This is a genomic window from Legionella clemsonensis, from assembly GCF_002240035.1.
In the GTDB taxonomy this organism is placed as follows: Bacteria; Pseudomonadota; Gammaproteobacteria; order Legionellales; family Legionellaceae; genus Tatlockia; species Tatlockia clemsonensis.
On the sequence record NZ_CP016397.1, the window covers coordinates 2,256,514 to 2,283,091 of the forward strand.

The window sequence follows — 26,578 nt, forward strand, 5'->3', positions numbered from 1 at the left end:
GTAGAAAAATCAAGGAGAGAAATTATGGATTACACGCGCAAAATCGATGAAAACGGTCAGGCTTACCTTGAAGTAAATGTTAAAGATTATTCCTTGATCTCTAATCCCATTCTTAACAAAGGCACCAGTTTTACCAATAAAGAGCGCGAGGAGTTCAGACTATTTGGTCTGCTGCCTCCAGAAGAAAGTAACATTGTGGAGCAGAGAAATCGCTCCTACGCTGCCTTTAAAAGTAAACCGACTGATTTAGAAAAATACATTTATTTGCGTGACTTACAAGATTCCAATGAAACATTGTATTACAGTTTGCTATGTGAACATATTACTGAAATCATGCCCATTGTTTATACACCAGTAGTAGGTGATGCCTGTTTGAATTTTAGCCACATCTACCGTCGACCACGCGGCGTCTTTATTGCTTACCCTTACCGCGATCGTATTGATAAAATTCTTGAAAATCCCCGTTTTGATCAAGTAAAAGCCATTGTTGTTTCTGATGGAGAACGTATTTTAGGTCTGGGAGATCAGGGAGCCGGTGGGATGGGCATACCTATTGGCAAGCTTGCTTTATATTGTGCATGCTCTGGGATTCATCCTTCAGCAACCTTGCCTATCTTGCTGGATACAGGAACGAATAATGATGAGCTGAGAAAAGATCCCTTGTACATCGGTTGGAGACATGAGCGTATTCGCGGACAGAACTACGATGATTTTATTGATGCATTTATTACAGCACTAAAAAAACGTTTTCCACATGTTTTATTGCAGTGGGAAGATTTTGCACTACAGAATGCCACCCGTCTATTAGAACGTTACCGTGGCGAGCTTTGTACTTTTAATGATGATGTGCAAGGAACTGCAGCTATTGCTACAGGTACTCTTTTCTCAGCCGTTCAAGTCACTGGGATCCAATTACGAGATCAATCCATTGTGATTGTCGGAGCAGGCTCAGCCGGTTGCGGCATCGCTGAACTTATCGTGCATGCAATGATTGAGGATGGGCTTTCAGAGCAAGAAGCGCGTAATCGGATTTATATGGTGGATCGCAATGGTTTATTGATAGAGGGCATGAAAAATCTACTGCCTTTCCAGCAAAAATTACTCAAATCCAGACAACTTGTTGCAAATTGGCAAAGCGAACACGAAGGGATTATCAGCCTAAAAGACGTCATTAAAAACCTCCATCCAAATGCTTTGCTCGGCGTATCGGGTCAAGCGGGTTTATTTACCGAAGATTTAATCCGGGAAATGGCTTCTCATGTGGAAAAACCCATTATTATGCCCTTGTCAAATCCCATTACTCATAGTGAAGCGATTCCCTCTGATCTAATGCTGTGGACAAACAATCGTGCAGTGATTGGAACAGGAAGTCCATTTGGAACTATTGTAAAAGATGGGAAGATGTTTCGCGTTGATCAAACCAATAATGTGTATATTTTTCCTGGCATGGGTCTTGGCCTTATTTCTGTAAAAGCAAAACAAGTGACTGATAAAATGTTTATGGCTGCGGCAAGAGCGTTGGCGGCCTGTTCACCAGCCAAACATGATCCTAATGGAAATTTGCTGCCGCCTTTAACAGAGGTTCGTGAAGTCTCCTATCAAGTGGCCTTTGCGGTAGCGAAGGAAGCTATTAATGCCAATTTAGCAGATTATTTAACTGATGAAGACATTGAAAAATGTATTCGAAACCATATCTGGACTCCGAGCTACATACCCTATCGATATAAGCCTCGGTAGGTATGAAGCTCAGTAAAAATAGCTTAAGTATGGGCGGGGATAGTATACTGTTATTTGATAGCGTCCCTTACATTATTATTTATCCAAGGAAAGGAACATGCTTACTTCATATCGAATTCTTTTTCTTTTTGTTTTGTTCGTTTTTAATTTTAGTGCTTTTGCAAACACCACAAAAATAGCAAAGATAGACTGTAAAAAAGTGGATAATAGTGAGCAGTGTGCGTACAAAACAGGTTCCACAACCTCTTATATCATTACTAATATGCCCTATGCTTTATGTGCTCAGGCGCTTTGCAAGCTAGAGGAGGTAAATGATAAAATGTCGGTTTGCCATTGTCCAGTCTATGGGGTAGAGTCTAAAAATTGGCAGTCTATTTCGCTTTCTGACCGACCCTATGCTGATGTAAAACCCACTTATGCTGGTGAAACACTCAAACAAGTCACCTCCAATTTTTCACTTGCGCTGGCTCCTTCCAGCAACAATTTAACAGTGCCACACGCACAATGCATCAATAATACCCCCACACCTTGGGCAAATTGCTTTGGTGTACGATGTGATGTGGCAACGAAAAGTGTCAATGGTACTAAAACAATAGAAGCCACTTGTCTATGTCCGGTTGAAACCAGCTTAAATTACATTTCCGCTGGGCCTAAAACCAGTAGCGATTGCAATCTGGGCAAAAATGAAATTTGGTCTGCAGCAAAAACAGAGGCAGGGCTAGAACAATATGAGTTAATTAGGCAAGCGTATAAAAACTACAAAACCTCATCCAGGTAGGCAAATTATTACATGATATCAACATTGGGCCTCTCGCTTTAAAGCGGTGCTCTATTGGCGCTTATCGCTGCTTTCAACATTGAAAATTTGTAGAGATTGTCTCTGAAAAAAATTGATGGTCTAATAGGGATTTTAAATTTCAAATTTTCCAGAAAGTCATGAATGTAAAAAGTAGGCTCAGCTTACTATTCTTAGTGGTTGGTATCGTTAACACCGCTTTGGCACTTACTGTAAATCAATGGAAATTATCACCAGAAGGCCTTGGCCCCCTAAAAATAGGAATGACTCTAACGGAAGCTGCAAAAATTAAGGGACTACAGTTATCCAGGAATAAACCCGACGTCCATGAAAGTGAAGGTTGTTATACAAAAACATTGAAAGGGATAAAGCACGTCTCTCTCATGATCTCAAACGGAAAAATTGTACGTATCAATATAAGTTCACCCAGGTTTTTTACATCAAAGGGTGCACACGTCGGTGATTCGGAAGCTAAAGTTCAAACTTTATACAACAATCAATTAACAGTAGAGCCACACCGTTATGAAGAGAGCGGTCATTATTTAACATCGGTGGTTAAAAAACCGCAGGAAAGAGCAATTCGTTTTGAAACAGATGGCAAGAAAATTACGCGAATATATGCAGGTCAGGATCCTGAAGTATATTATGTTGAAGATTGTTTATAATAAGTGACCTAGATCTGCGACACTTAAGTCGCAGAGCCTAAAATTTGGGGCACCGTAGAGACGTATTAGGACCACAAGATGCAGAAATCAGGACTTTTCGGCCAGGATGGTAGCAATGTCAACAGATCTTGGCTCTCGAACAAGCAATAATAAAATCCCTCCGACAATAAAAAAAGGAATCAACATGGTCATTCCTATTCGTTGACTATTAGCAAATTCAGTCACAGCCCCTACAGCCAATGGTCCTAAAAAACTGGTTGCCTTGCCTGAGAGATTATATAAACCAAACATTTGGGTAATTTCCTCAGGTTTGGCCAAGCGCGCTAAAAGGGTGCGACTTGCTGCTTGTATGGGCCCTACAAAAAGCCCAATTGCTGGTGCAAATAGCCAAAATAAAGTAACTTTTGTTACAAACAGTAGAAAACAATACACACTGATAAGACCTGACAACGCCATTAAAATAGTTTTCTTTGAACCCATTAAATCATCACACCAGGCAAATATCGCAGCACCAATACCAGCAGTAATGTTAATAATAATACCAAATGTCATGACCTCGCTTAAGCTTAGTTTGAAAGTTCCAGCAGCATAAATTCCACCTAGCGCCAACAAGGCATCCAGCCCATCAATATACACAATGCGTGCAATTAAGAATAATAGTAAATCTTTTTGTAACAATAAGCCTTTTAGGGTGCCTAATAATTCTTTTCCGCCTTTTTTTATCGCCTTACGAGGTGTAAGTTTCTTTCCGGGTTGCTGCTTAACTATTAAAAAGAAGGGTAAACTGAAAATAACGATCCATATTGCTACCAATAAGGTTACCGAACGCACATTGGCAGCATCTCGCGTACCAAGCCATAGGGCAATAAAGCCATCGACGCATAGATACAAGGCAATAATCAGGCACAAAAGCCCTCCTAAATAACCACAACCCCAGGCCCAACCTGAAATGCGGCCAAGATAAGCAATGGGCGCCAACTTTATAAGAAAAGCATTATAAAAAACAGCGCCAACCTCCAATGCAAAGCTGCTAATAAAAATACATGTCAGGGCAAGTGGAATAGAGGTTTCGTTGGGATAAGCGAACCACAAGCAGGCTATGTTAACTACAGCCAAATAAGTATAAAAAAATAACCATCCTTTATGATGTCCGCCATAATCTGCTATTGCTCCGGCAAATGGACTCATCATTGCTACTAAAAGCGCAGAAGCAGAAATGGTATAGCCCCACAATGCCGTGCCTTTAATCACATTGTCTGCAATTTCATTGGTAAAATAAGTGGCAAAAACAAAGGTAAATATGACGACGAAGTAAGAGGAATTAGCAAAATCATAAAGTACCCACGCAATAATTTGTTTGATTTTGTTCTTTTTAATTTCATAAGTAGCATCCATTCCAATTGCCCATGCCAATTTTTATAAAGATAATACTTATATTTAATGGGATTGCCTATGGTAGATGTCAATTTCCTTTTTTATCCCTCTATCACCCAGATTTAACTTAACTATCAAAAATGTACTATGGTTTTAATAAGGTTAATATTTTTTAGCCGTTCATTACTTTACTTTAAATTAACAACAACAGGGTTTGAGGGGGCATAGTGATGGATAGTGTGTTTTTAGGAAAAAATACCATCGACCAAATTAAGCCACTACTTGATCAACTGGAAACAAGCAGGCTGGGACAATACCTTAATCAACAAGAATTAGAGATTTTGATAAGACACAGTAAGATTGTTAGTTTTTTGCCTGGAGAAGTTATTCTTAAGCAGGGAAAGCATACCAATGGCATTTATATTATTGTTGAAGGTCAGGTGGCCATTACTGCGAGAGTGATGGGACAAGGTGTGACTAATATTGAAACACTGGGAGCAGGATGCTTTGTTGGTGAAATCTGTTTTATCGAAAAAGTACCCTGCCCTACCTCTGTAATTGCCAGTGTACAAGTTAAATGTTTATTCATCAATGATACCTATTTTGAATTATTATCAGCCTATTATCCTGAAATAAAGTACAAGATTCTGGATACGCTTTCGCTCCAGGTGTGTGGTCGTTTAAAACGCGTGCATGACAAAGTCACTGAATACATCACTAATTCTGATATGGTGAGCCTGTCTTTTTTTGGTAAGGTCGCTTATACCTTTAACCAACCTAAAGTTATTGCTCTTGAAGAGGAAAATAAAGAAAAACTTATGAAGATTCCCCCTTTAACCTTATTTTCCAAAGATGAATTACATGAAATGTTTAAACGGATGGAACTGATAGAAGCCTCTAAGAATTGCAAATTAATCTATCAGGGCAAACAGCAACCAATTTGCTATATCGTGATTAAGGGAGCGGTGCAATCCAGTATTGTACATGATAATAAACAAGCAAAATTATCGGTTATTGGTCCTGAAACTCTTTTTGCCGGTGTTGCTTGTATTGATAATGATTCATCCTATACCGTCACTTTTTTAACCTGTGAACAAGCGCTTTTATTAAAAATATCAGATACAGCGCTTAAATATTTTCAAGAGAATCATCCTCAGCTTTGGTATAAGCTGTTTGGTCTTATCTGTGCTTCTCTGGTTGCGCTGGAAAAATCCATTGATAAGCTAGATATCAGGCTTCATATTGAAACTTATAACAGGTAAACATTATGTGCAGAATATTATCTTATTTAGGTAAACCTATTTTGGTAGAAGAACTGCTTTATAAGCCTGATAATTCCTTTATCAAACAAAGTTATCATCCTAAGTACATGTCACATTTGTTAAATTTGGCGGGATTTGGAATTGCCGCCTGGGATGACACTTCCTATAACCCTAAATTTCCACATCTCTATAAAACACCTCAACTGCCCTTTTACGATGAAAATTTAAAAAATTTAGCTTCAAAAATTTCACCCCACTGCCTTCTTGCTCATTTACGTGGTGTTTCCTATCATGATAGGCAAATTATTTCAAATCAAAATGTCCACCCTTTTGTCTTTCCTCAATCCAATGTGGCTTTAGCTCATAATGGCTCATTAAGCGATTTTTCTCTCATGCGCTATGACTTATTAGAATTTATCAAACAGGATTATTGGCAATATATTACAGGAACTACCGATAGCGAATGGATTTATGCTGTTTTTTTATCCCAGCTTTCAAGTCCCGTAAACAATTGCGAAACAGAAGAAATTACTAAAGCCATCGTGGAAACTTTAAAAATTCTCCAACGCGTACGCGCCAAAAGAAACATTAATACTAATTCTCCAGTCAATCTTTTTATTTCAAACGGTGAATTTATTGCTGCAACCCGTTTCGTATTGGATTATGGCTGGTTTTCAGATGCACAGTCAAAGGCGCACCTGGACTATCATTCGTTGTGGTACACCTATGGTGAAAGCTACGGTTTTTATGACAATGAATATAAGATGAAAGGCAGTAATGTAAAATCCAGTATTATCATTGCTTCTGAGCCCTTGACTGAAGATACCACCACATGGCTTGAAGTTCCTGAATACACGCTGGTTGTTGCTCGTTATGTGGACAACGAAATAAAAATTGTTTCACAGGATATTGATATTTAATAGACTTTAAAACTCCGTGAGGTATCGCCAACTGAGCACCCCCAGCGGAATATAGTTAATCCTATTAAGAGGGCAGGTTATTAGAGGTACAGCACGGGCAATCCGTATTTGCAAAAACATTTTATTCGGTGCTTTTGTTAAGAGGGTAATACGCCAGTGTTTAGTACTGTAACGTCTTTTATTTTTAAATGTTTGCAAACAGGGGAACGGTTCTAACTCTTCCAGGAGATAACGATAAGTTTGCCTATTGGTTCTAAAACTACAACCTTTAGCCTTTACTAGCTGAATTATTTTATTCGCCTCTTGTCCGGGTACAAGACAATATTTTTTGCCTGCCAACTGCTTGCTTAGCAGCTGTTGCGCGTAAAATTCCAAATCATAGAACGCCTCTTTTTTTGCGGCGCGCTGATTTGAGCTTTGGTAATATAAAAATATTGTTTGTAGTCCAGACAGAATAAGAAGGGATAATAAAGATAATACAAGCATTGTAGCCATCAAAATCATCCCTTCCTGTTGCTTAAGGCGTCCGTGTTGCCGCTTCAATTTTTACAGTCTCGCCATTTGTTAAAGTAAGCAGTAGTTGCATTATCAGCTTTTGTCCCGAGTGCAAGGTTGCAGATAAATTCTTGACTATTGGCGTTAATTCCTCAGCTCTTCCGCGTTGATAATATAAAGCTTCTTTTCCTGCGCTATTTTTTTGAATAAAAAAATGCTCTTCAATCCATTCTCCCAAATAAATGGGCTCTACATAATCAAAAATTATCGGTGTTTTCAGGGTAATAATTTTTTCGCTTTTTCGTCGCTGAATTGTTGCAATCGTTCTCACTTCAGCATGAAAGCAATCAGCAATAAGAACTGTCTGATTTTTTTTATAAAGATGATTTCCAGTAATAACCACTGAATTTGTATCATATCGCAGTACTGAATCAAACTGCTCGCTCATTCGATAGGTAGCTAGAGATCCTGATTGCTTTACCTCAATTACTGCAAGTTTTTTGCCAGTACGACCGTCAAGCGTCTTTAACCAGTTCAAGCCAACACAAGGGGTAAATCCTGCGCCATGCACACTATTCCGAATTAAATCCTCTATCCAATCAAGCTCCAGTGCATAGTCCAACAAGTCCTGCAAGCGATAGTAATGTTGCTTTACAATTAAATACTGTCCTGTCAGTAGAGCTATCAACACAGTAGCAAGAAAGAGGCTTAGCATCATTTCAATTAAACTTAAGCCGCTATACTTACTCATGGGCGAATAGTTTTCGTTCTAATTGGCAGCAATTTTTATCCAACAATTTAAATCCCCAGGTAAGTCGCAGGATTTTGCCCTGAGGCAATGCAATTTGTTGCAGTTTGAACGGTTGTGATAGTGTCGTAAGCGGTAACCCCGCCAAAATACGCTCCGTATTGTTGTCCACTAGTCTAACTGCCAATGAACGTTGTAAAACGTACCTTAACCATTGACTCATCTGCTCATTTTGTTGCAAAAGTGTTAGAGAAATAGTGGTTACTAATACTAAAGCGATTAATAACTCAGTCAGAGAAAAGCCTTGAGAATTTTCCATTATCCATTCATCCGAGATTGTTTGCTCGCATAGGCTACCTGAAATGGAAGAGAAAATGCAAGTAGCCAATTTATTTATATTTTAGGCAAAAGTAGGTGCACCCTGTTAGTTTTAAATTTAATTCACTTTTTATTAGCTCTTAGCTAATATACCTAGAAATTTTCGGTTCTAAGGAGAGTCCGTTGTCTTATGACTACCAATTTTTACCTCATTCAGGTATTCAAACACTAAGACCTTATATTCCAGGAAAAGCAGCCGAAGAGTTGGCGCGGGAACAGGGTTTAACAGATATTATTAAATTAGCCAGTAATGAAAATCCCTTGGGTTGTAGTATTAAAGCCATCGAAGCATTAGCTAAACTTTCTGGGCTGCAATTAGCCACCTACCCTTCTCCTATGAATCATCCATTGCGATTCAGACTATGCAAAAAATTAGGCATTCGTGAGGATATGCTAACTCTGGGCAATGGGTCAGATCTGCTTTTCTCATTAATTTTAACCACATTTGCTCTTCATACAGGGAGACAAATGCTGACCCATGAGCAGGCATTTCTCTCTTATGAAATTCAGGCTCAAACTTTAGGAATCCCTGTGCAAAAAATCCCTTTATCCTCAAACTGGCAAGTGGACCTTGACGCACTGATTACAGCAAGCCAATCTAATACTGCCGTCCTATTTTTAGCTAATCCTAATAATCCCACCGGAGTATTTATTGAGCCTGCAAAAATTAAGTTATTATTGGAGAGCGTGCCAAGCACCACAATAATAGTGTTAGATGAAGCCTATTATGACTACGCCTATGATAAAAATGACCAAACCAGTATTAATTGGTTGCAGCAACACCCTAATTTAATTATTACCCGCACTTTTTCTAAAGCCTATGGTCTTGCGGGACTACGATTAGGTTACGCCATTGCTAACCCTGAAATTACTGAACTACTATTACGTGTACAACCACCTTTTGCAGTTAATCAGGCTGCACTCGAGGCAGCGAATGCAGCCATTGATGATGAAGATTTCCTCCATAAAACAGTCACACTTAATGAGCAGGGTATGCAGCAGTTACAACAAGGATTCGACGCGTTAAAGTTAAATTACTTGCCATCTCGTTGTAATTTTATTACTGTTCACTGCGATAGGGATGCCTTGATAGTCTATCAAAATTTACTGAAAGAAGGGATTATAGTACGGCCATTGGCTTCTTACCAATTACCTTATCACTTGCGTGTAACCGTTGGGACTTCTATCCAAAATGCACGTTTTCTTGACAAGTTAGCTGGATGTCTAGCTCAAACATAGCGGAGAGTACTGATGAAAACCGATTTAAGCCAGAAGCACTGTGAGTCATGTGAGGGAATTGGTGAAGCGCTCACAGCCGAACAAATAAAAAACTTGATGTCACAACTGGACAGTCGCTGGCAAGTACAAAGCGACAACAAAGAAATTAAACGCGCTTTCAAGTTTGCCAATTTTTATGAAACCATGGCTTTTGTTAATGCTATTGCATGGATTGCGAATACAGAAAATCATCATCCTGATCTTGAAGTAGGCTACAATTACTGCCATGTGCGTTTTATGACGCATGCCCTGAATGGATTATCGCACAATGATTTTATTTGTGCGGCTAAAGTTGATGCCCTGCTAACCTAACCAATTTATAGGCGATGCGGCCCCTTGGGACGCATCACTCTAATTTTTCTCTTTGAAAGCAGATGGAAGAGCATGCTAACAACCCTGATTTGGAGGGTATAGTAAGGGTACGTCTTCCTTCTTATCATCCTGTTGAGAGATACCAAAATTAGGTTTAGGTCCTTTAAATATACCACTAGATTCTGCCGGATTTACAAAAACAGGACTAGTTCGCCAGGTATGACCCGGATCATCAGGACGCTTTTCCATGTCTCGATATTTATTTTCACTATTTTTTAGAATTGGATAATCTTTAAGAGAACTGTTAAGTATTTTTATTTTTTTACAGAGGTCTTTTTTACTGACTTTTTCTCGAAAAGAGTCGGCAGCAGTGAATGCCGAGTACACCCCACACCCAACAGCCAGAATTAATATCATTATCCCTAATACAGGAACAGCCGAAAAACCTGAAATAATACCTAAACCGGCAAGCATTCCCATCAACCCAGCACTGCATCCTGCTACTGAGCCAAAAGCCCCGACAAATCCCAGGAAACCTTGGTAAATTAATGAGCCAAGGGTAATGGATTGCTGGCTTTTTATTATTGTAGAATGAACAAAGTGATGAATGGTTCGAATTATTTCTTCATTTCTTTCTTTTTTAGATAATTGAGAATTATTAGTGATGCTTATGAGCCTTGCAAAGTAAACTTTAATAACTTTCTCTTGTTTCTCTCCACAATCATAACTAATAATCTGTTCCGATTCTTCAACTATTTTTTTTGTATTTACAGTCAATTCGTCAATAAGCCCTGAAAGCTTGTCATTGAGTTTTTTTTCTTCTTCTTCAAATTTTTGATAGGAAAAATAAAAGATAGGAATACTGATAAGTAGAAATAGAACACTGCATGCGCTTCCTAAGCTTAGAGCAAAGGCTCCACCAACGCCCATACTAAGGGTTGAGAATAAAATACCAAATAAAGGCCAGGCGACACCGGCGCCTGTTCCTAATCCTTCAAAAAATGGCCTGCTAAGAGACATAGGTTCAACCGTGAATGCTGTACTTTGTTTTGGTAACGCCTCACAAAATTACGTTTACTTCAGTAATGCTCGCCTCCTAAATTAGGAGCAGCATAGTAAATTTTATTAAGGTCTATCGTCAATTTCTCTTCGCTGACTGGGTAGAAAGTCTTTTCTATCTAACCCCATTGCAACAGCCAACGCACCAGCCACGTAAATGGAAGAGTAAGTTCCGACGACAATTCCTATAATCAGTGCTAATGAGAAACCGCGAATTGTTTCACCACCGTAAACAAATAAAGCAACTACTACAAACAAGGTGAGCATTGAAGTCATAATGGTTCGCGATAGCGTCTGATTAATAGAAATATTCATAATTTCCAAAGACGATGCTCGGCGAATTTTGACAAAATTTTCTCGTACACGATCAAAAACTACAATGGTATCATTTAAAGAATAACCAATTACAGCAAGCAATCCTGCCAAAGCTTTCAGGTCAAACTCTATCCCAAACATCGCAAACACGCCAAGAATCAAAACAGGATCATGAATGAGTGCGACAGCTGAGCTCACCGCCAGGCGATACTCAAAACGCATTCCAATATATATCATTGTTGCCAATAAAGAGACAAGAACAGCCAGGGCCCCTTTTGTCGCTAACTCTTGACCCACTTGGGGCCCCACAAAATCAACGCGCTGTTTGGTGGCTCCCGGTAATTGCTGCATCACTTTATCAACTAATACCGTCTGATCAATGTCAGCACGTGGAGCAATGCTGATAAGAACATCTTTAGAGGTTCCATAACTAATTACTTGCGCCTCTTTAAAGCCAGCTTTATACAAATTGTCACGAATGGCTTCAAGATTGACTGCTTGAGGGTAGGAGACCTCAATTTGAGTACCTCCGGTAAAATCCAAGCCCCACTTTAGGCCATTAATCAATAAAGCGCCAATGGATACCACAAAAATAAGCACAGACAACAAGGCAGTCCACTTTCGTGCACCCATGAAGTCTATCTTTGAATTTGGATTAAAAAATTCCATCTAAGCCTCGTCTCAAATACCAATTGAAAGTTTTTTTATATTACGACCACCATAGTACCAGTTCACGATGGCTCGCGTGTAAGTGATACTGGTTATCATTGAGGTTAATAAGCCCAATGATAAAATTATGGCAAATCCACGCACTGGACCACTACCAATCGCAAAAAGAACAATACCAACAATCAGTGTGGTCACATTGGCATCCACGATAGTGGCAAACGCGCGATCATAGCCCGCATGGATTGCAGCCTGCGGAGATAAACCATTACGCAGTTCTTCACGAATTCTTTCATAAATAAGGACGTTTGCATCCACTGCCATCCCTACAGTTAACACAAAGGCTGCAATACCCGGTAAAGTTAAGGTATTACCAATTAATGACATCAACGCACTAAGGAGAATTAAGTTTAAAAACAGGGCAATGTTGGCCACCAAACCAAAAAAACGGTAATAAACAAGCATTAGTATCAAAATTAGTCCCATCCCAACTTCAAGAGATATTAATCCTCGACGAATATTCTCTTTACCCAGGGAGGGTCCTACGGTTCTTTCCTCTACTGGATAAATCGCAGCAGGCAAGGCTCCTGCACGTAATAACAGTGCCAAGTTACTGGCTTCCTTGCTATCTGACAAGCCTGTAATCTGAAAATTATTCCCTAAGGCATTTTGAATAACGGGAGCGCTAATTACTCGTTCTTCACGTTGGGTCACACGCTTTTCAACACCGTCCACAGTATAAGTATTAGTTTTGGTTTCTACAAATACGATAGCCATACGCTTACCAATATTTTCGCGAGTAATTTTGGTAAACAAGCTTTCTCCACCACCGCCCAATTGCACTTGAACAGCTGGCGTACCCGTTTGTTGATCAAAACTGGACACAGCACTGGTAATAGAATCTCCACTTAATACAATCTGGCGCTTTAGCAGGATGGGATAACCATTCATCATGTACAATTTACTATTAACCGGAATCACCCCTGTTTGTTTAGCCAATTGTGCATCGTTCTCCTGGTCAACCAGATAAAATTGTAATGTTGCGGTTCCACCCAGAATTTGTTTGGCTCTTGCTGCATCCTGAATACCTGGTAAATCAACAGCTACCCGGGTAGCTCCCTGTTGCTGCACTACTGCTTCACCCACACCTAATTCATTCACTCGATTGCGTAGAATACTCATGGTTTGATCAATGGTATTTTGACGAATCTCATTGAGCTCCGTGGGGGATAAGGCCGATAAAATGGAATACGTGGCAATGGATTGAGTTGTAAGCAGGTTTGGAAATTTATTCTTAATTTCTTGTAAACCACTTTCCATTGTGGCTACATCGCGAAAGCGAATATCAACTCCCTTGTCAGCAATATAACGGATACCCATGTAGCGAATACCAGCCTCACGTAAGTTTTGACCAATATTTTTCATTAAACCTTCATAGCGGCGACTCACAACACTATCAATATCCACTTCAAGAAGAAAATGCACACCTCCACGCAGATCCAAACCTTGCTTCATTGGGTCTGCCCCAATAGCACTTAACCAGCGGGGTGTCGTTGGCATAAGATTTAAAGCTACTGTATAATCTGAACCCAATGCATTTTTAATTGCATCGCGAGCCAGTAATTGTGTATCTGTCGAAGCAAAGCGCACTTCCAGGCTTTCACCAGAAATAGTCAGTGAATTATATTTAATCTTTGTCTTATCCAGTGTTTCATGAACTTGCTGTTTCAATTGCTCCATATCAACTGGAGATTGTGAAGAAATTTGCACAGCAGGATCTTCACTGTACAAATTAGGTATCGCGTAAATAAGGCCAATCACCGCAATAATGATCAGCATTAGATTTTTCCACAAAGGGTATTTATTCTGCATGGTGTGTCCCTAACTCAACTTAAAGGGATTTAAGTGTGCCCTTAGGCAAAACGGCGCTTACAGCACTGCGCTGGACAGTAATTTCAATATTTTCAGCAAGAGCCACTTTAATGTATTGATCATCAAGATTGACCACTTTTGCCAGAATACCACCTGAGGTAATAATTTCATCCCCCTTTTTTAACTTACTAACCATTTCGCGATGCTCCTTGGCACGTTTATTTTGTGGTCTTATTAACATAAAATAAAAGAGCACAAAAATAGCGACGATCATGATCAGCGAAAAAGTTCCATCAGCTTGTGCGTGAGTTGTGGGGGCTGCAGCCATAACATCACTTATAAAAAAACTCATACCATTCTCCTCAAATTCGCTGTTTAGTCATTGTCTACAACAGATTTTATTTATTTTGCACGCTAAAAATACGAGCGTACAGAATAAAGTGCCTGTAGCCAGGCAAGGTGCGTGACATCATATCTAGATTTCTAGCGCTCGTAAATGAATGTCGATAAATTCATTAAATTAAAGAGCGGTTAATAGCAATTTTGGTAGTAATACGCATTATGTTGGATTAGAAGACGCTGGCATAGCAATGGTGTTTGATTGATAAGATGATGCAAATAAGCCCGAGTCAATTGTTGTTCACAGGTAGGACATTTGCAATGCCTGTCAATCACAACTTGCTGATGCGCTATTTCATCAGCGCATAAATCAAGCACTCCCCCCTCATAATACACTTTTCCGGAAAAAGCATGTTGAGCAGGCAAATTGGATTCAATCATTAAAGAGTCATATTGAGTTAAGGCAGCCAATTGTTGTAAATCAAAGTCTCCCGCAAGATAAATGGGTGTTGTATTATAACGTTTAATTTTCTCTTGCAAGGCTATAAAAGACAGGGATGGCTCGTAAGGGAGATACCAGCCAAACTGTTGTTCAACATGTAGCTCAGGTATAGTAAAAATCTGGCTTGTTTTGGTGAAAGATCTCATTAATCCTGGATCAAAATCAATCGGTAATACCACGATGTCTGGCTGCAATTTTTCAACCAAGCAAGCAACTTCATCTTGACTAATCTGCATCACACTCCCATCATAAGGCGAACGAACCGTATATTGTCCCTGTTTTGCCGGAGGTAATGCTGCATTGAGGACAATAGAACCTTGCCATGGGATATAAGCTTTTAAATGTGGCAGACTTTTCAGTAAAGAAATTCCGGGTTTTAAGAGCAAAGCTTCCAGATGATAGGAAACGGCGCGCACACCCACTTCTTGCCAATTCGCCAAAGTAAGACAGCTGCCCGCTTCTGTAGTTAATGTGGGAATATACATTGGCATAACTATTCGCTGATTCATTAAGATCCTTGATTAAAGCAATAAACTGGCATCCCCATAGCTAAAAAAACGATATTTCTCAGCGATGGCTTCCTTATAAAGAGCCATTGCTTGAGCATGCCCTATAAATGCGGAAACTAACATTAATAATGTCGATTCAGGAAGATGGAAGTTTGTTAGCAAGCCATCACAAATTTGAAACTGATACCCAGGATAAATAAAAATATCCGTATCGCGCTGGCAAGCTTGCAACTTACCTTCATGAGCGGCACTTTCCAGGCTGCGTAATGCTGTTGTGCCCACAGCAATCACTCGCCTGCCTGATGCACGTGTTGCATTAACCTGCTCTGCCAATTCTCGACTGATAGTGAATTGCTCGCTATGCATTTTATGTTCTTTGATATTATCGCAACGAACTGGTCGAAATGTGCCTGCACCGACATGCAGTGTTGAGTAACCGAGGGTGACTCCTTTATTCTTGATCTCCTTAAGAAGCCTTTCATCAAAATGTAAGCCAGCAGTTGGAGCCGCTACAGAACCGTTATGCAGCGCATAAACAGTTTGATATCGCTGTAAATCCAGGGGTTCATCGGGGCGGTTAATATAAAGCGGCAAAGGGATGTGGCCTATTTCCTGCAACATGCGTTCTACATCACCAACGACCACCCTGCAGTGATATAAATCATCAAGTTTGGCAATGACCTCAATAATCCAATCTTTATCCAAATGAATAGAAGAACCCGCTTTCGGCGCTTTGCTTGCCTTAATATGAGCAAGAAAGGATTCTCCTTCCAACAAACGCTCAACGAGCAGCTCCACTTTACCACCGCTGACCTTCTTACCATACAATCGCGCCGGAATAACTTTACTGTTATTCATGACCAATAAATCACCTTCCTCTAAAAATTCAGTAATTTCTTTAAATTGATGGTGGCTACTTCTCTCAGTTTGGCGATTGTAGACCAGTAATCTTGAATCACTGCGATTAGGAAGCGGATACTGCGCAATTAATTCTTCCGGCAAATCAAAATAAAAATCTTGCTTCTTCATTTTTCAACCTGACAACTAATTGAGATATTATATACCCATTTTGCTTAAAGTATGCTATCTAGGATTTAACAATTTTAGTTTTAAAAAATAAGGAAATTAAATGCTAGTTACATTCTATAGTGATGCTTATGAAAATATTATTATGTTTGGCCATATCGCCCAACATTTGTTAAAGCTTATGGGCCATAGTGGTACTGTTCCCGGAGCGATTATGGCAGAAGATATTCCTGAAGCGTTAACCCGACTGGAAAAGGGTATTGAAAGAGAAAAACAGCAACCCTCAGCCCCTGAAACCAGGAATAATGACGATGATGAACCTGAAGTGAGCTTGGCACATCGAGCACTTCCCTTAATTAATATGTTGAAAGCAGCTCGTGTCAAACAGTGTAATGTAATGTGGAAATAATTTTCACCTCATTAAAAATCAAGCGATAAAAAGGTGCCTATTTAGGCACCTGTCTATTGAGTAAAGCGTCTTCTGCTTCACTGACTGCACTGGCAGACTCTGCTGGACTCACTTTAAAGAAATAAAGAGAATTTCCGAAAGGTACCCTTTTAATGACAGCATTCGCTAGCTCTTTCAACAAATTATGAAGGTATCTTCCCCAACCAAGATCTTCAATCAATACAGGTTTTGCTTCATTGATTGCCTGTTTGCATGATGTAAGAAAAACCTCCCCTGCGGGAATGTCTTGGTCATCTTTTGCCAAAAGATTTTCATAATAGTTATCCCGGCTTTCCTTTAAGGTGGTTAATAATCCTTTCGCTCTTCGTAAGGCCTCTTTGGAGTGATGTTGCTTAACTTCTCCTATTTTTCCCTGTAAAGTTGCCAGAATTGTGTCAATAGCCTTAACGCTCTTCTCTATGGAGTCTACTCTTTTCCCTCTGGCCAAGGCAGACTCCTCAATTTGTTGTTTCCTATCACTCACCGTCTTTTGAAGAAGACTGGCCTGTGTTAATGTCTGATCTTTTTCGGTTACCACCTTTTCATTCAATTGGGCCAGTAGTGATGCTTTATGGGCCTCTATTGCATCTCTATTGTCACAAGACGTAAAATCAATTTCCATCTGTTGAATCACGGATACCACTTCAATAGCCTTCTTTCGAGCCACATAGCTGCTTTCAATTTCTTGCTGCTTTTTATGGATAATTTCACTGTAAGATTCTTTATCACTTATTTTTTCTATTTCTTTTTCAAACTCCTGAAGCTTCTTCATTAATTCTTGTCGATAGGCTTCTAAAGCATCCATGCTCTCTTGGGAAAATTCAATTTTAATTTGTGCTATCTGCTGAACAAGCATTTTAAAATTTTCCTCAATACTTATTACTCTGTTGTCAGCATTATTATTGATTTCCTTCCTCTTCTCAGCAATGGCATCCTTAAATTTACGCGCGTATTCTGGATGTTTAAAAACCACTTGATTTTGCGCTCTTTTTACAATTTTATCGAGTTCAGATAACAATGAAACCTTGTGTGATTGAATGGCCTCCTTAGTGACTTTTTTATCGAAAGATGAATCAATACTATTGATGTCTTGCAAGGTTTGTTGAAATGATTTTTCCAATAACTTCTGCTGTGTTTTTGCAGCATTCTCTATTTTGTATGTGATCTTTTTAATTAATTCCATGACCAGCGGATTGGAATTCTCTTTCTCATCATTAAAGACATTTTTTAATTCAAGCAACAGCACATTTTTGTGTTCATCAATTAATTCCGGAGAGTGTTTATCCTGAAAATTAAGGGGTAAATGGGTTAAAACTAAGGGTCGATAATGCAAAATAAGATTTAATCTTTCCTTCTGTTCTTCCGTCATAAAAGGATAAAGCTGCTCAAATCCTTTAAAGGACTCAAATTCTATATTTTTATGGATAGCCTCATCCCAACGCGCCTGGCCCTCCTGGGATAGCTCCATAGGAACTGAGTAAAGCCCCTCAGTGTTGGGGTATTTCTCTGTTATCTCACGCTCAAGGATATCCAATAAATCAGGAATAAAACGATAGGTAATAAAAGAGGCCCTTTTTTTCAATAATTCTAAAAGCTGTTCCCGCTTATTAAAAATATTTTCAAGGGTATTTTCACTCTCCGGCATCTCTTTTTCAAGAATAAATAATAGAGTTTCCCTCGTCCTATTTGTTAATCGAGTACAATCTTCTAATGTTTTGCATTGTTTGAGGGCCTGTAAAGCTGATTTACCCACTATCCCATACATCATTTCCACATAACTTTGTTCTAGATTACGCGGTATCATTCCCATAAAAAGATGAAAGATATGGGAGGACCAGGAGGCATCCAGGAAGATTTTTTTGTTTTGTTCCAGTGCTTCCGTGACAACAGCTCGCATAAGTGCACGACCAAAACCATTCCCTTTGACATTAGCACTCATATGTTTTATATAGATTGCATCAGTCCGGGTAATATCTGCAGAACCCTCCTGAAGTTGCTTGCTATGGGTTTTACTATCGAATTCTCTCATGGGTATTTCCAAATTGACTTTTACTAGTAATTATACAAGCTCATGCTTAATTAAAGATTAAAAAAATTCAAAGTAATGAATTTTTGTCAAAATACCTCAATGAATTGAAGCACGGGTAAGGCAAATACAGGATTCATGGTACTATACTGATTTTAATCAGTATGCGTTTCCTAAACCATGTTAACTTTGCGTCAAATTACACTTTCGCGCGGCAATAAGCTTCTTCTTGAAAAGGCAAGCACTGCCTTGTATGAAAAGCAAAAAGTTGGTTTGATTGGCCATAACGGGTGTGGTAAATCAAGTTTATTTGCCTTAATTTTAGGCGAGTTAATTGCTGATGCCGGGGAATGTTTTATTAATTCACAACTACGCGTCAGTCATCTTTCTCAGCAATTACCTGATAGCGATGAACCCGCTTTGGATTTTGTTCTTGCAGGCGATGAGGACTATATAAGTCTTCAACAACGCCTGGCATTCGCCGAACAAAATGAAGATCATGAGGAGGTTTTGCTATGCCATGAATTACTCACTCAGACAGGAGGTTATAGCAAGCCAGCGAACGCAGCCTCTATCATGGCAGGTCTAGGTTTTAAAACCGACGAACAAAAAAAGCCAGTTAACAGTTTTTCAGGTGGCTGGCGGATGCGGCTAAGTTTGGCACGCTGTTTGATGAAACCTGCTGATTTATTATTGTTGGATGAGCCGACTAACCATTTAGACATGGAAGCCATTTTTTGGCTTGAAAAATGGTTAAAGCAATGCCCGAGCAGTATTTTGTTAATTTCACACGATCGGGAATTTTTGGATGCCGTGGTCACCCATATTCTGCACATTGAGCAACGAACGATGACGTTATACAGTGGAAACTATAGTTGCTTTGAACAAACTCGAGCTCAGCAATTGACTTTACAGCAAATGATGTATGAAAAGCAACAGCAAAAAATTAATCACATGATGATGTTTGTAAATCGTTTTCGTGCGAAAGCAACGAAAGCTAAACAAGCACAAAGTCGTATAAATGCCATTGCCAAAATGGACATCATTGCACAGGCTCATGTAGACTCTCCCTTTTCATTTAATTTCTACCCCTGTCCAAGAGCCGGTAGTCCTCTGCTTCGTTGTGAACAAGTCAATGCGGGATATAATGACAAGGCTATCGTACTAAAAAAGCTAAATTTGGTACTTAATCCGGGGGATAGAATTGCTTTACTCGGGCCCAATGGTGAAGGGAAATCAACGTTAATTAAAACACTGACAGGCGCGCTGCCTCCTCTGGAAGGTCATCTTTATCATTCACCTAACTTACATATTGGCTATTATGCCCAACATCAACTGGATGAACTTGACAATAGTTTAAGTCCACTGGCTACCATTCAAGCGCTTTCACCTGATGCCAGGGAGCAATCCATTCGTGACTACTTAGGGGGCTTTAATTTTATAGGTGATATGGCTGTTAAACCCATTCAACACTTTTCAGGCGGAGAAAAAGCTCGATTGGCTTTAGCAAAACTTGTGTGGCAAAAACCAAATCTGTTACTGCTTGATGAACCCACTAACCATCTTGATATAGAAATGCGCGCTGCCATTGAAATAGCCTTGCAAAGCTATGAGGGGGCTCTAATTTTAATTTCACATGATCGTCATCTTCTACGAACGACTGTTGATGATTTTTATCTTGTTTATCATAAGCAGGTAGCAGCCTTTAAGGGGGACTTAGACGATTATCACAACTGGCTGCAGACAAGAGAATCTGCAAAAGAGTCATCTTCAACCAATAATAATCAATATCGCGAAAAAAAGACTCTGCAGAATCGTATGAAAAAACTGGAGTTGCTGGTTGAGCAGGTTAACAATCAGTTAGTTCAGATTGAGCATGAATTATCTGATCTATCGCTCTATGAAGAGGGGCGGCAACAGCAGTTACACACCCTGTTAGGGCAACAAAAAAAGTTACAGCAAGAATTGCTTACCACGGAAGAAGAATGGTTAAGTGTTATGAGTGAACTTGAACAATTTTAATCGAGCAACAAGCCTACGATACTAAAATGGGTGGTTTAAATGAAGGGATATAAAAAATAATTCCTATATTCAAGCGATAAATATAAGGAGACAGCAATGCGGTTGCGTAAAATATTTACTACTTTATTGAGTGTGTGCACCCCTTTCCTTGCAATATCGGCAGGCAATGCCAATGCTGCAGCGCTACATCTTGACTGGTTGGATAACGCTGTAAAGCCTGGCGAGAATTTCTTCGCTTACGCCAATGGAAACTGGCAAAAGCAAAATCCCATTCCTCCTGAATATGAAAGTTGGGGCACGTTTTATATTCTTCAGGACAAGCTGCAAGATGTGATTCATCAAATGCTGATTACAGCAGCAAATGATAAAACAGCAAAACCAGGCAGCATTGAACAAAAAGTGGGTGATTTTTACTTTAGCGGCATGGATGAAACGCTTATTAATAAAGTAGGCGCAACGCCTTTAGATCCTGAGTTTGCGCGCATTGCAGCAATTAAAACTACCGCCGATTTGCAAGCAGTCATTGCGCATTTGCAAATGATTGGTGTTGATGCTCTGTTTGGCTTTGGCAGCATGCAGGATTTCAAAAATAGCCAGGAAATGATTGGGGCTGCCATGCAAGGCGGTATTGGATTACCTGATCGAGATTATTACCTAAAAGAAGACAAGAAGTTCGCGCAAATTCGCGCTGCCTACCTTGAGCATCTACAAAAAATGTTTGTATTACTTGGTGATGAACCGGCAAAAGCCACTAAAGAGGCAAAGACTGTTATGGCAATAGAAACGGCTCTTGCCAAAGCATCTTTATCGCAAACTGAATTACGTGATCCCTATACCATTTATCATATAATGAATCGTAGGCAATTAGCGACTACCACTCCCGGTTTCTCTTGGCCGCGTTATTTCACTGCCATTGGTCAAGCAAAACTTCAATCCATTAATTTGGCAACACCTGGCTTTTTCCAGGAAATGAATCATATGCTATCAACCGTTGCTTTGGATGAGTGGAAAGTTTACCTTCGTTGGCGCTTGATTGATTCCTTTGCACCCTATTTGTCCCAACCGTTTGTTGATCAAAATTTTAAGATGATCTCTGCGATTGGTGGCGCTGAAAAAATATTGCCTCGATGGAAACGGGTCGTTAATACTGAAAATGGCGCTTTAGGTTTCGCAATTGGCAAACTTTACGTTGAAAAATATTTTTCACCCGCTGCAAAACAACAAGTTCTTGAGATCCTGCAAAATATTCGCACCGTGCTGAAAAAGGATTTAAAAACCCTAAGCTGGATGACACCTGAAACCCGTAAGGCTGCTCTTAAAAAATTGAATTTAATGGAGGAGCGGGTTGGTTATCCTGAAAAATGGTGGGATTACTCTTCCTTAAAGGTGGATCGTGGTCCTTATGTGTTAAATGTCATTCGTGCTAATGAGTTTCTCATAAAACGTGATCTTGACAAAATTGGTAAACCTGTTGACAGAACTGAATGGCATATGACTCCACAGACAATTAATGCTTATTATGATCCCTCTATGAATAACATTAACCTTCCTGCCGGCATTCTTCAACCGCCTTTTTTTGATCCCAATGCGCCTGCTGCCGTCAATTATGGTGCTATTGGCTTTATTATCGGCCACGAGATTACTCATGGATTTGATGACAAAGGGGCTTTATTTGATGGGCATGGCAATTTGAAAAATTGGTGGACGTCTGAAGATTTAAAAAAATTCCAAGCGGCTACTCAGTGTATTGCTGAACAATTTTCTCAGTATAAAGTGAATGGTAATTTGTCAGTCCAAGGAAATCTGGTTGTCGGTGAAGCAACCGCAGATCTAGGAGGTTTAACTTTAGCCTATCAAGCTTTTCAATCTTCCCAAGCTTATAAAAATGCAAAAAAAATCGAAGGATTTACACCTGAACAGCAATTCTTTCTCGGTTCAGCACATGTCTGGGCCAGCAATATCCGCCCTGAAAAAGCTCGCCATTTAGTGACTACCGATCCCCATCCTCCCATGGTATATCGCGTTAATGGAACTTTGGCGAACATGCCCCAGTTTCAACTTGCTTTTGCACTTGATGAAAACAGTCCGATGGTAAATAAAAATAGATGTGTTATCTGGTAGCGCTCGCTGCAGTTTGCAAGGATAAAACCTCATAGCAGCCTGGTTGGTGCATTTGCGCCAAGCTACCATTGCCTTTTAGAGAACATGATGAGTAAATCCACCTAAAACAGCAGCGGTTGGGTTAAAATTTCCATGTCATGCGCTAATAAACGGCGATTAGCGCGAAAATATGTCATGGGTGAGTGTTCGAGTAAGTCTGAAAATTTTTCCATATAAATACAGGCATAGCGATCGACTTGATAGGCAAAATATGTCTCCTCTGCACCAGCACGAAAAACACGCCCCCAATGAGCATTATAAAAGGTCTGCTCTTCTTTGAGCAGTTTTGTGATTTGTATATCCAATTCTGAAATTTGCTGTTGAATTTCAGTAATTTGTGCATTAAATTCAGTCGTACTTTCCTCAACGCACCGACTGTAAAGCTCACTATTTTTTTGTTCCAGTGCTTTTTTTACATTCATTGCTTCAACAATTTTCTTTTCAACTGGCAAAGCTTTTCTTTGCGACTCAATCTCTTCTCCTAATTCTTCAACAACCAAGGCAGTGCGCCAGTTGCAATCTTTTTTCAAACGCAGGATATCACCGTAGATATGATCACCAATATATAAAATTTCATCACCATTGATTGCCAAGTCTTCAGTAAATTTTCTGGCATTACCTCCTTGATAAACCCCAGGTACAATGGCACCTTCTGTATTAGTCATTGAACCATCTTCGGGATTAATGGATAAAAAGCGTAAATTATCATAGAAGAAACGAGGTTTATGAGCCAAAGTAATGACAAATTCAAACAAATCTCGCCAGTTCTCACCTTTTTCCAGAAAAGGAGAAAGAGCATAATCCAGTAAAATGTTGGTGTAATAATATTCAGAGTTGGTTAGCACAAAAAATTTTTTGCCATAACGAATATAGCGTTTTAGTCCTTCTACAACCGCTTTTTCTCTTAAAACATACTCATCCATATTCTGGGTTATAAAGCCTTTTAAGCTTCCATCTGCATGGGCTTTATCAACTGAGCTTATCACATCCAAGGCAATGGCTGAGTAACTTGGCAATGCGTCAGGCTTTTCATCTTTTAAATCGATAAGCTGGCTATAGAGCACACAAAAAGCAATAGAGAATGAGGTATCAATAGCAATGTAATTGCGATCCTTTAAATCCACATAAATACTGCGATAAATTTTCTTTTGTTCTGTAAAACTGATTTCTTTAGTGCCATGATAACTTTGGCGAATCGCAGCATAGCGACTAAGCTTTAAAATATTGCCATTTTTGCTGTCAATAATCAGGCCACGAATTGAGCTGTCAAAATTAAAGTTAAATTTTCGAATCTCTTCGGGGTATCCTTTATCATTAATTAATTTTTCTACCACCAGTTTATATACCAGTGTCTCAAAATTCTTCGTATTGTAGCGAATTAACGTGTGATCCATATCCAAGCCAATGTATTTAATTTTTTTCATATTTAGGATACGGTTTACAAAAACTTTTTGATTCATTCTTTTCCCTCAAACTGTACAACTTCTACATCCTCTAAGATGTCCACATAATCACCGGGCTTGGATAAAATAAATGGCACGATATTAATCGCATCAATGATAGTTTATCAATAGAATAACTGTTTCAGCTACCAATTAATTATTTGATCATTATAATTTCGAAGCACCTCTGCATGGCTATTATTTTTATATTTTTCAATCACTTCCAACATTAGTCGCACGCTTTCTTCCGCTTCAAGCACCGCTTGAGCACCGCCTATCCTTGTTTTTACCCAACCGGGATTTAATAACATAACTTTAATACCGCTTTGCATTACATCCAGGGCAAAAGAACGCATAACGCAATTTAATGCCGCCTTACTCGCCCGATAAGCGTAACTTTTTCCCCTTTGATTATCACTGATACTTCCTAAAGCAGAGCTAATATTAACAATTAATTTTTCTTTGCCCTTCAGCAAAAGAGGTAAAAAGGCATCGCTAATCTTAAGCGGACTTAGACAATTTACATTCATTACGTTTAGAAAATTATTCCGGTCAATATTGCCAACTGTTACGCCTGATTGCCCACTAATACCGGCATTATTTATTATCCAATCCAGGGCCATATCATTTAATTCGCCGACTAACGCCAATAATTCGCTATCATTAGTCACATTCAATGGGTAAATAGAAATATTCTTTTTTACCCTGGTATAATCTTGTAATTGTTTTGCTTCCTGAGGATTGCGGCAGGTTGCTATAATGTGATTATTCTGCTGACTAAGCTGTTTAACAAATTCAAGACCCAAGCCCCGATTACTTCCTGTAATAAGTATTGTTCTCATAAGTTTCCCTGAAACAGACACCTAACTCCTATTATAGATTTCATATCTATTGTTATAGCAAAAAGTTTTTTAAACAATCAGCTTGCTGTACAATAAATCATTTTCTGTTTGAGTAGGGTATTATGAGTGGGTATAAAATAATTACAATAGGTGCTGAGAACACTGGAAAAACACAATTACTTCGTCGCATTGTGTCTAATAATTTTAGTGAGACTTATAAGCCCAGCATGGGTATGGATTTTTGTAGTCTAAAAAAAAACAATGATAGCCTACACCTTTGGGATATTAGTGGTGATTCTAAAACATTCGGTATGACACTGCCTTTTTTTCGACATGCTGATTTAGGACTTTACTGTGTAGATTTAAGTAATCCAACGCGTTTTAAAAAAGAATATTTAGAATCATTTAAAACGCATAATCCGGATAAAAAAATCATTTTAGTAGGTACTAAAATGGATTTACTAGCAGATACTATGGAAGAGCAAACTGCAAAAGCCCAAGAAATTTTAAACAATATTGAAGGTTCTTTTGCTACACGTATTGCAGTGTCTGCAAAAAATCGCACTAATCTTGAACTTCTTGAAAATTTACTATTTAACAATACTCTTAGCGATAAATTCGATTTTGCCCTGTCTAAATTATCTACAGACTCTAGTTTTTATGTGGCTTTGAAGCAACTACAGGAAAAAATTAAGAATATCCCTCAGGAAAAATATCAAGCCGTTGCTGCAATTAGCCTTGAACTGGTGGAAAATCTTTTAAGCAATAGTTCAAGCGATAAAAAACAAGAGGCAATTGAACAGTTCACAAAAAAATGCACCCCTTATTTGGAGAAGGAACATCCATATGCATTGAAAGCAGTCTTTAGTGTTGCAGCAGTGGCTTTTGTAACCTTGCTTGCGACAGTAATAGGCTTTGGCTTAGGATTATGGTCAGGTCCAGGCGCTATCGCTACGGCCCTGATTGCTGGTACCACAACATTTTTAGCGGCTGGTAGCGGGTTTGGAATTTATACGAATAGAATATTTTTCTTTAAAGAAATCGATGCAGAGATAGACCATGTTGCTGAATGCGCAAATAAGTTCGTAAATGAAAACAGCCTGTCTCGATAATCGATCCTATTAAAAGAACTCGGATTGTGGCTTTTTGGGCTTCATTCAGGCTAAGCACCTCTACTGATTAATGCCGGGTTCAAGCAACCGGCTACGCCAGCTTTGTCCCCCGTCTGTCCACGGCTGAATCTTCTACACATCTATGGAAACCCAGTCCAGCTCTAGTTTCCGACTTCCCCGGCTTGTCCGCGGGATGCAGAAATATGCTAAACACTGGCCCCCAGACAAGCCGCGGGGCGTAGGGAGAGATGTGAGCAGGAGACAGCTGCCCGC

General features: G+C 39.3%; 24 protein-coding genes. 11 read left to right on the forward strand and 13 right to left on the reverse strand.

Annotation, left to right across the window (positions count from 1 at the left end; genetic code table 11):
• Positions 1-24 precede the first annotated feature (24 nt).
• The 3 genes from clem_RS09865 (at position 25) to clem_RS09875 (ending at position 3,198) form a co-directional block, all read left to right on the forward strand.
• A complete protein-coding gene (locus clem_RS09865) occupies positions 25-1,737 on the forward strand; it encodes an NAD-dependent malic enzyme (RefSeq protein WP_094091397.1) in 1,713 nt (570 codons plus the stop codon).
• Positions 1,738-1,834: 97 nt separating this feature from the next.
• On the forward strand, positions 1,835-2,515 hold the full coding sequence (locus clem_RS09870; RefSeq protein ID WP_094091398.1) for a hypothetical protein: 681 nt from the start codon (positions 1,835-1,837) through the stop codon (positions 2,513-2,515).
• A gap of 158 nt (positions 2,516-2,673) precedes the next feature.
• Positions 2,674-3,198, forward strand: coding sequence for a hypothetical protein (locus clem_RS09875; RefSeq protein WP_094091399.1), 525 nt, complete (start codon positions 2,674-2,676; stop codon positions 3,196-3,198).
• Between the two features lie 87 nt (positions 3,199-3,285).
• Here the strand turns inward: clem_RS09875 and clem_RS09880 are convergent, their stop codons facing one another.
• Positions 3,286-4,593, reverse strand: coding sequence for an MFS transporter (locus tag clem_RS09880; protein WP_094091400.1), 1,308 nt, complete (start codon positions 4,591-4,593; stop codon positions 3,286-3,288).
• Between the two features lie 209 nt (positions 4,594-4,802).
• On the opposite strand from clem_RS09880, the gene clem_RS09885 reads away from it, so the two are divergent.
• Positions 4,803-5,834, forward strand: a complete 1,032-nt coding sequence (locus clem_RS09885; protein WP_094091401.1) for a cyclic nucleotide-binding domain-containing protein — start codon at positions 4,803-4,805, stop codon at positions 5,832-5,834.
• Positions 5,835-5,839: 5 nt separating this feature from the next.
• Entirely contained in the window at positions 5,840-6,754 is a 915-nt protein-coding gene (locus clem_RS09890) for a class II glutamine amidotransferase (protein ID WP_094091402.1), read from the forward strand.
• Between the two features lie 6 nt (positions 6,755-6,760).
• On the opposite strand, the gene clem_RS09895 is transcribed toward clem_RS09890, so the two are convergent.
• From clem_RS09895 to clem_RS09905, 3 genes are read right to left on the reverse strand one after another with little or no spacing between them, the layout of a single operon-like run.
• Positions 6,761-7,249 (reverse strand): hypothetical protein, encoded by a 489-nt coding sequence (locus tag clem_RS09895; RefSeq protein ID WP_157698228.1) that lies wholly within the window; start codon positions 7,247-7,249, stop codon positions 6,761-6,763.
• A 22-nt stretch (positions 7,250-7,271) separates the two neighbouring features.
• A complete protein-coding gene (locus clem_RS09900; RefSeq protein ID WP_094091404.1) occupies positions 7,272-8,000 on the reverse strand; it encodes a PilW family protein in 729 nt (242 codons plus the stop codon).
• Positions 7,993-8,316, reverse strand: a complete 324-nt coding sequence (locus clem_RS09905) for a type IV pilus modification PilV family protein (protein WP_094091405.1) — start codon at positions 8,314-8,316, stop codon at positions 7,993-7,995. Before clem_RS09905 ends, clem_RS09900 begins: the two co-directional genes overlap by 8 nt.
• 182 nt (positions 8,317-8,498) lie before the next feature.
• On the opposite strand from clem_RS09905, the gene hisC reads away from it, so the two are divergent.
• Both hisC and clem_RS09915 read left to right on the forward strand, forming a co-directional pair.
• Positions 8,499-9,614: a histidinol-phosphate transaminase gene (gene hisC / locus clem_RS09910; RefSeq protein ID WP_094091406.1), complete on the forward strand. Its 1,116-nt coding sequence runs from the start codon at positions 8,499-8,501 to the stop codon at positions 9,612-9,614.
• A gap of 12 nt (positions 9,615-9,626) precedes the next feature.
• Entirely contained in the window at positions 9,627-9,965 is a 339-nt protein-coding gene (locus clem_RS09915; protein WP_094091407.1) for a 4a-hydroxytetrahydrobiopterin dehydratase, read from the forward strand.
• 75 nt (positions 9,966-10,040) lie between these two features.
• On the opposite strand, the gene clem_RS09920 is transcribed toward clem_RS09915, so the two are convergent.
• The 6 genes from clem_RS09920 to queA all read right to left on the reverse strand — a co-directional run bounded on the left by clem_RS09920 (position 10,041) and on the right by queA (position 16,256).
• Positions 10,041-10,985 (reverse strand): hypothetical protein, encoded by a 945-nt coding sequence (locus clem_RS09920; RefSeq protein WP_094091408.1) that lies wholly within the window; start codon positions 10,983-10,985, stop codon positions 10,041-10,043.
• 105 nt (positions 10,986-11,090) lie between these two features.
• Positions 11,091-12,008, reverse strand: a complete 918-nt coding sequence (gene secF / locus clem_RS09925) for a protein translocase subunit SecF (RefSeq protein ID WP_094091409.1) — start codon at positions 12,006-12,008, stop codon at positions 11,091-11,093.
• A 12-nt stretch (positions 12,009-12,020) separates the two neighbouring features.
• On the reverse strand, positions 12,021-13,877 hold the full coding sequence (secD, locus tag clem_RS09930) for a protein translocase subunit SecD (protein ID WP_094091410.1): 1,857 nt from the start codon (positions 13,875-13,877) through the stop codon (positions 12,021-12,023).
• Positions 13,878-13,896: 19 nt separating this feature from the next.
• Positions 13,897-14,229 carry a preprotein translocase subunit YajC gene (gene yajC, locus clem_RS09935; protein WP_094091411.1) on the reverse strand — a complete coding sequence of 111 codons (333 nt, stop codon included), beginning with the start codon at positions 14,227-14,229 and terminating at the stop codon, positions 13,897-13,899.
• Positions 14,230-14,408: 179 nt separating this feature from the next.
• Positions 14,409-15,227, reverse strand: coding sequence for a tRNA guanosine transglycosylase family protein (locus tag clem_RS09940; protein WP_094091412.1), 819 nt, complete (start codon positions 15,225-15,227; stop codon positions 14,409-14,411).
• Positions 15,228-15,239: 12 nt separating this feature from the next.
• The gene (queA, locus tag clem_RS09945; protein WP_094091413.1) at positions 15,240-16,256 is read right to left on the reverse strand and encodes a tRNA preQ1(34) S-adenosylmethionine ribosyltransferase-isomerase QueA; all 1,017 of its coding nucleotides are present in this window, start codon (positions 16,254-16,256) and stop codon (positions 15,240-15,242) included.
• Between the two features lie 100 nt (positions 16,257-16,356).
• On the opposite strand from queA, the gene clem_RS09950 reads away from it, so the two are divergent.
• Positions 16,357-16,662, forward strand: a complete 306-nt coding sequence (locus tag clem_RS09950; RefSeq protein WP_094091414.1) for a DUF1840 domain-containing protein — start codon at positions 16,357-16,359, stop codon at positions 16,660-16,662.
• Between the two features lie 37 nt (positions 16,663-16,699).
• Here clem_RS09950 and clem_RS09955 read toward each other — a convergent pair whose 3' ends face one another.
• Positions 16,700-18,730, reverse strand: coding sequence for a hypothetical protein (locus clem_RS09955; RefSeq protein WP_094091415.1), 2,031 nt, complete (start codon positions 18,728-18,730; stop codon positions 16,700-16,702).
• Between the two features lie 177 nt (positions 18,731-18,907).
• Here clem_RS09955 and clem_RS09960 point away from each other — a divergent pair, with 177 nt between their 5' ends.
• Positions 18,908-20,749, forward strand: a complete 1,842-nt coding sequence (locus clem_RS09960; protein WP_094091416.1) for an ABC-F family ATP-binding cassette domain-containing protein — start codon at positions 18,908-18,910, stop codon at positions 20,747-20,749.
• 96 nt (positions 20,750-20,845) lie between these two features.
• The gene (locus clem_RS09965; RefSeq protein WP_094091417.1) at positions 20,846-22,870 is read left to right on the forward strand and encodes a M13 family metallopeptidase; all 2,025 of its coding nucleotides are present in this window, start codon (positions 20,846-20,848) and stop codon (positions 22,868-22,870) included.
• Between the two features lie 101 nt (positions 22,871-22,971).
• Here clem_RS09965 and clem_RS09970 read toward each other — a convergent pair whose 3' ends face one another.
• Together clem_RS09970 and clem_RS09975 are read right to left on the reverse strand one after the other, a co-directional pair.
• Complete coding sequence (locus clem_RS09970) at positions 22,972-24,369, reverse strand: HAD-IG family 5'-nucleotidase (RefSeq protein WP_094091418.1); 1,398 nt, start codon at positions 24,367-24,369, stop codon at positions 22,972-22,974.
• A 128-nt stretch (positions 24,370-24,497) separates the two neighbouring features.
• Positions 24,498-25,193 (reverse strand): SDR family oxidoreductase, encoded by a 696-nt coding sequence (locus tag clem_RS09975; protein WP_094091419.1) that lies wholly within the window; start codon positions 25,191-25,193, stop codon positions 24,498-24,500.
• A 122-nt stretch (positions 25,194-25,315) separates the two neighbouring features.
• On the opposite strand from clem_RS09975, the gene clem_RS09980 reads away from it, so the two are divergent.
• Positions 25,316-26,305 carry a GTP-binding protein gene (locus clem_RS09980; protein WP_094091420.1) on the forward strand — a complete coding sequence of 330 codons (990 nt, stop codon included), beginning with the start codon at positions 25,316-25,318 and terminating at the stop codon, positions 26,303-26,305.
• The last annotated feature ends 273 nt before the right edge of the window (positions 26,306-26,578 follow it).

Bases quoted from the DNA above. Each gene is read 5' to 3' on its own strand.
- clem_RS09865 (WP_094091397.1), top strand. From the start codon at position 25: ATGGATTACACGCGCAAAATCGATGAAAACGGTCAGGCTTACCTTGAA.
- clem_RS09870 (WP_094091398.1), top strand. From the start codon at position 1,835: ATGCTTACTTCATATCGAATTCTTTTTCTTTTTGTTTTGTTCGTTTTT.
- clem_RS09875 (WP_094091399.1), top strand. From the start codon at position 2,674: ATGAATGTAAAAAGTAGGCTCAGCTTACTATTCTTAGTGGTTGGTATC.
- clem_RS09880 (WP_094091400.1), bottom strand. From the start codon at position 4,593: ATGGATGCTACTTATGAAATTAAAAAGAACAAAATCAAACAAATTATT.
- clem_RS09885 (WP_094091401.1), top strand. From the start codon at position 4,803: ATGGATAGTGTGTTTTTAGGAAAAAATACCATCGACCAAATTAAGCCA.
- clem_RS09890 (WP_094091402.1), top strand. From the start codon at position 5,840: ATGTGCAGAATATTATCTTATTTAGGTAAACCTATTTTGGTAGAAGAA.
- clem_RS09895 (WP_157698228.1), bottom strand. From the start codon at position 7,249: ATGGCTACAATGCTTGTATTATCTTTATTATCCCTTCTTATTCTGTCT.
- clem_RS09900 (WP_094091404.1), bottom strand. From the start codon at position 8,000: ATGAGTAAGTATAGCGGCTTAAGTTTAATTGAAATGATGCTAAGCCTC.
- clem_RS09905 (WP_094091405.1), bottom strand. From the start codon at position 8,316: ATGGAAAATTCTCAAGGCTTTTCTCTGACTGAGTTATTAATCGCTTTA.
- clem_RS09915 (WP_094091407.1), top strand. From the start codon at position 9,627: ATGAAAACCGATTTAAGCCAGAAGCACTGTGAGTCATGTGAGGGAATT.
- clem_RS09920 (WP_094091408.1), bottom strand. From the start codon at position 10,985: ATGTCTCTTAGCAGGCCATTTTTTGAAGGATTAGGAACAGGCGCCGGT.
- secF (WP_094091409.1), bottom strand. From the start codon at position 12,008: ATGGAATTTTTTAATCCAAATTCAAAGATAGACTTCATGGGTGCACGA.
- secD (WP_094091410.1), bottom strand. From the start codon at position 13,877: ATGCAGAATAAATACCCTTTGTGGAAAAATCTAATGCTGATCATTATT.
- yajC (WP_094091411.1), bottom strand. From the start codon at position 14,229: ATGAGTTTTTTTATAAGTGATGTTATGGCTGCAGCCCCCACAACTCAC.
- clem_RS09940 (WP_094091412.1), bottom strand. From the start codon at position 15,227: ATGAATCAGCGAATAGTTATGCCAATGTATATTCCCACATTAACTACA.
- queA (WP_094091413.1), bottom strand. From the start codon at position 16,256: ATGAAGAAGCAAGATTTTTATTTTGATTTGCCGGAAGAATTAATTGCG.
- clem_RS09950 (WP_094091414.1), top strand. From the start codon at position 16,357: ATGCTAGTTACATTCTATAGTGATGCTTATGAAAATATTATTATGTTT.
- clem_RS09955 (WP_094091415.1), bottom strand. From the start codon at position 18,730: ATGAGAGAATTCGATAGTAAAACCCATAGCAAGCAACTTCAGGAGGGT.
- clem_RS09960 (WP_094091416.1), top strand. From the start codon at position 18,908: ATGTTAACTTTGCGTCAAATTACACTTTCGCGCGGCAATAAGCTTCTT.
- clem_RS09965 (WP_094091417.1), top strand. From the start codon at position 20,846: ATGCGGTTGCGTAAAATATTTACTACTTTATTGAGTGTGTGCACCCCT.
- clem_RS09970 (WP_094091418.1), bottom strand. From the start codon at position 24,369: ATGAATCAAAAAGTTTTTGTAAACCGTATCCTAAATATGAAAAAAATT.
- clem_RS09975 (WP_094091419.1), bottom strand. From the start codon at position 25,193: ATGAGAACAATACTTATTACAGGAAGTAATCGGGGCTTGGGTCTTGAA.
- clem_RS09980 (WP_094091420.1), top strand. From the start codon at position 25,316: ATGAGTGGGTATAAAATAATTACAATAGGTGCTGAGAACACTGGAAAA.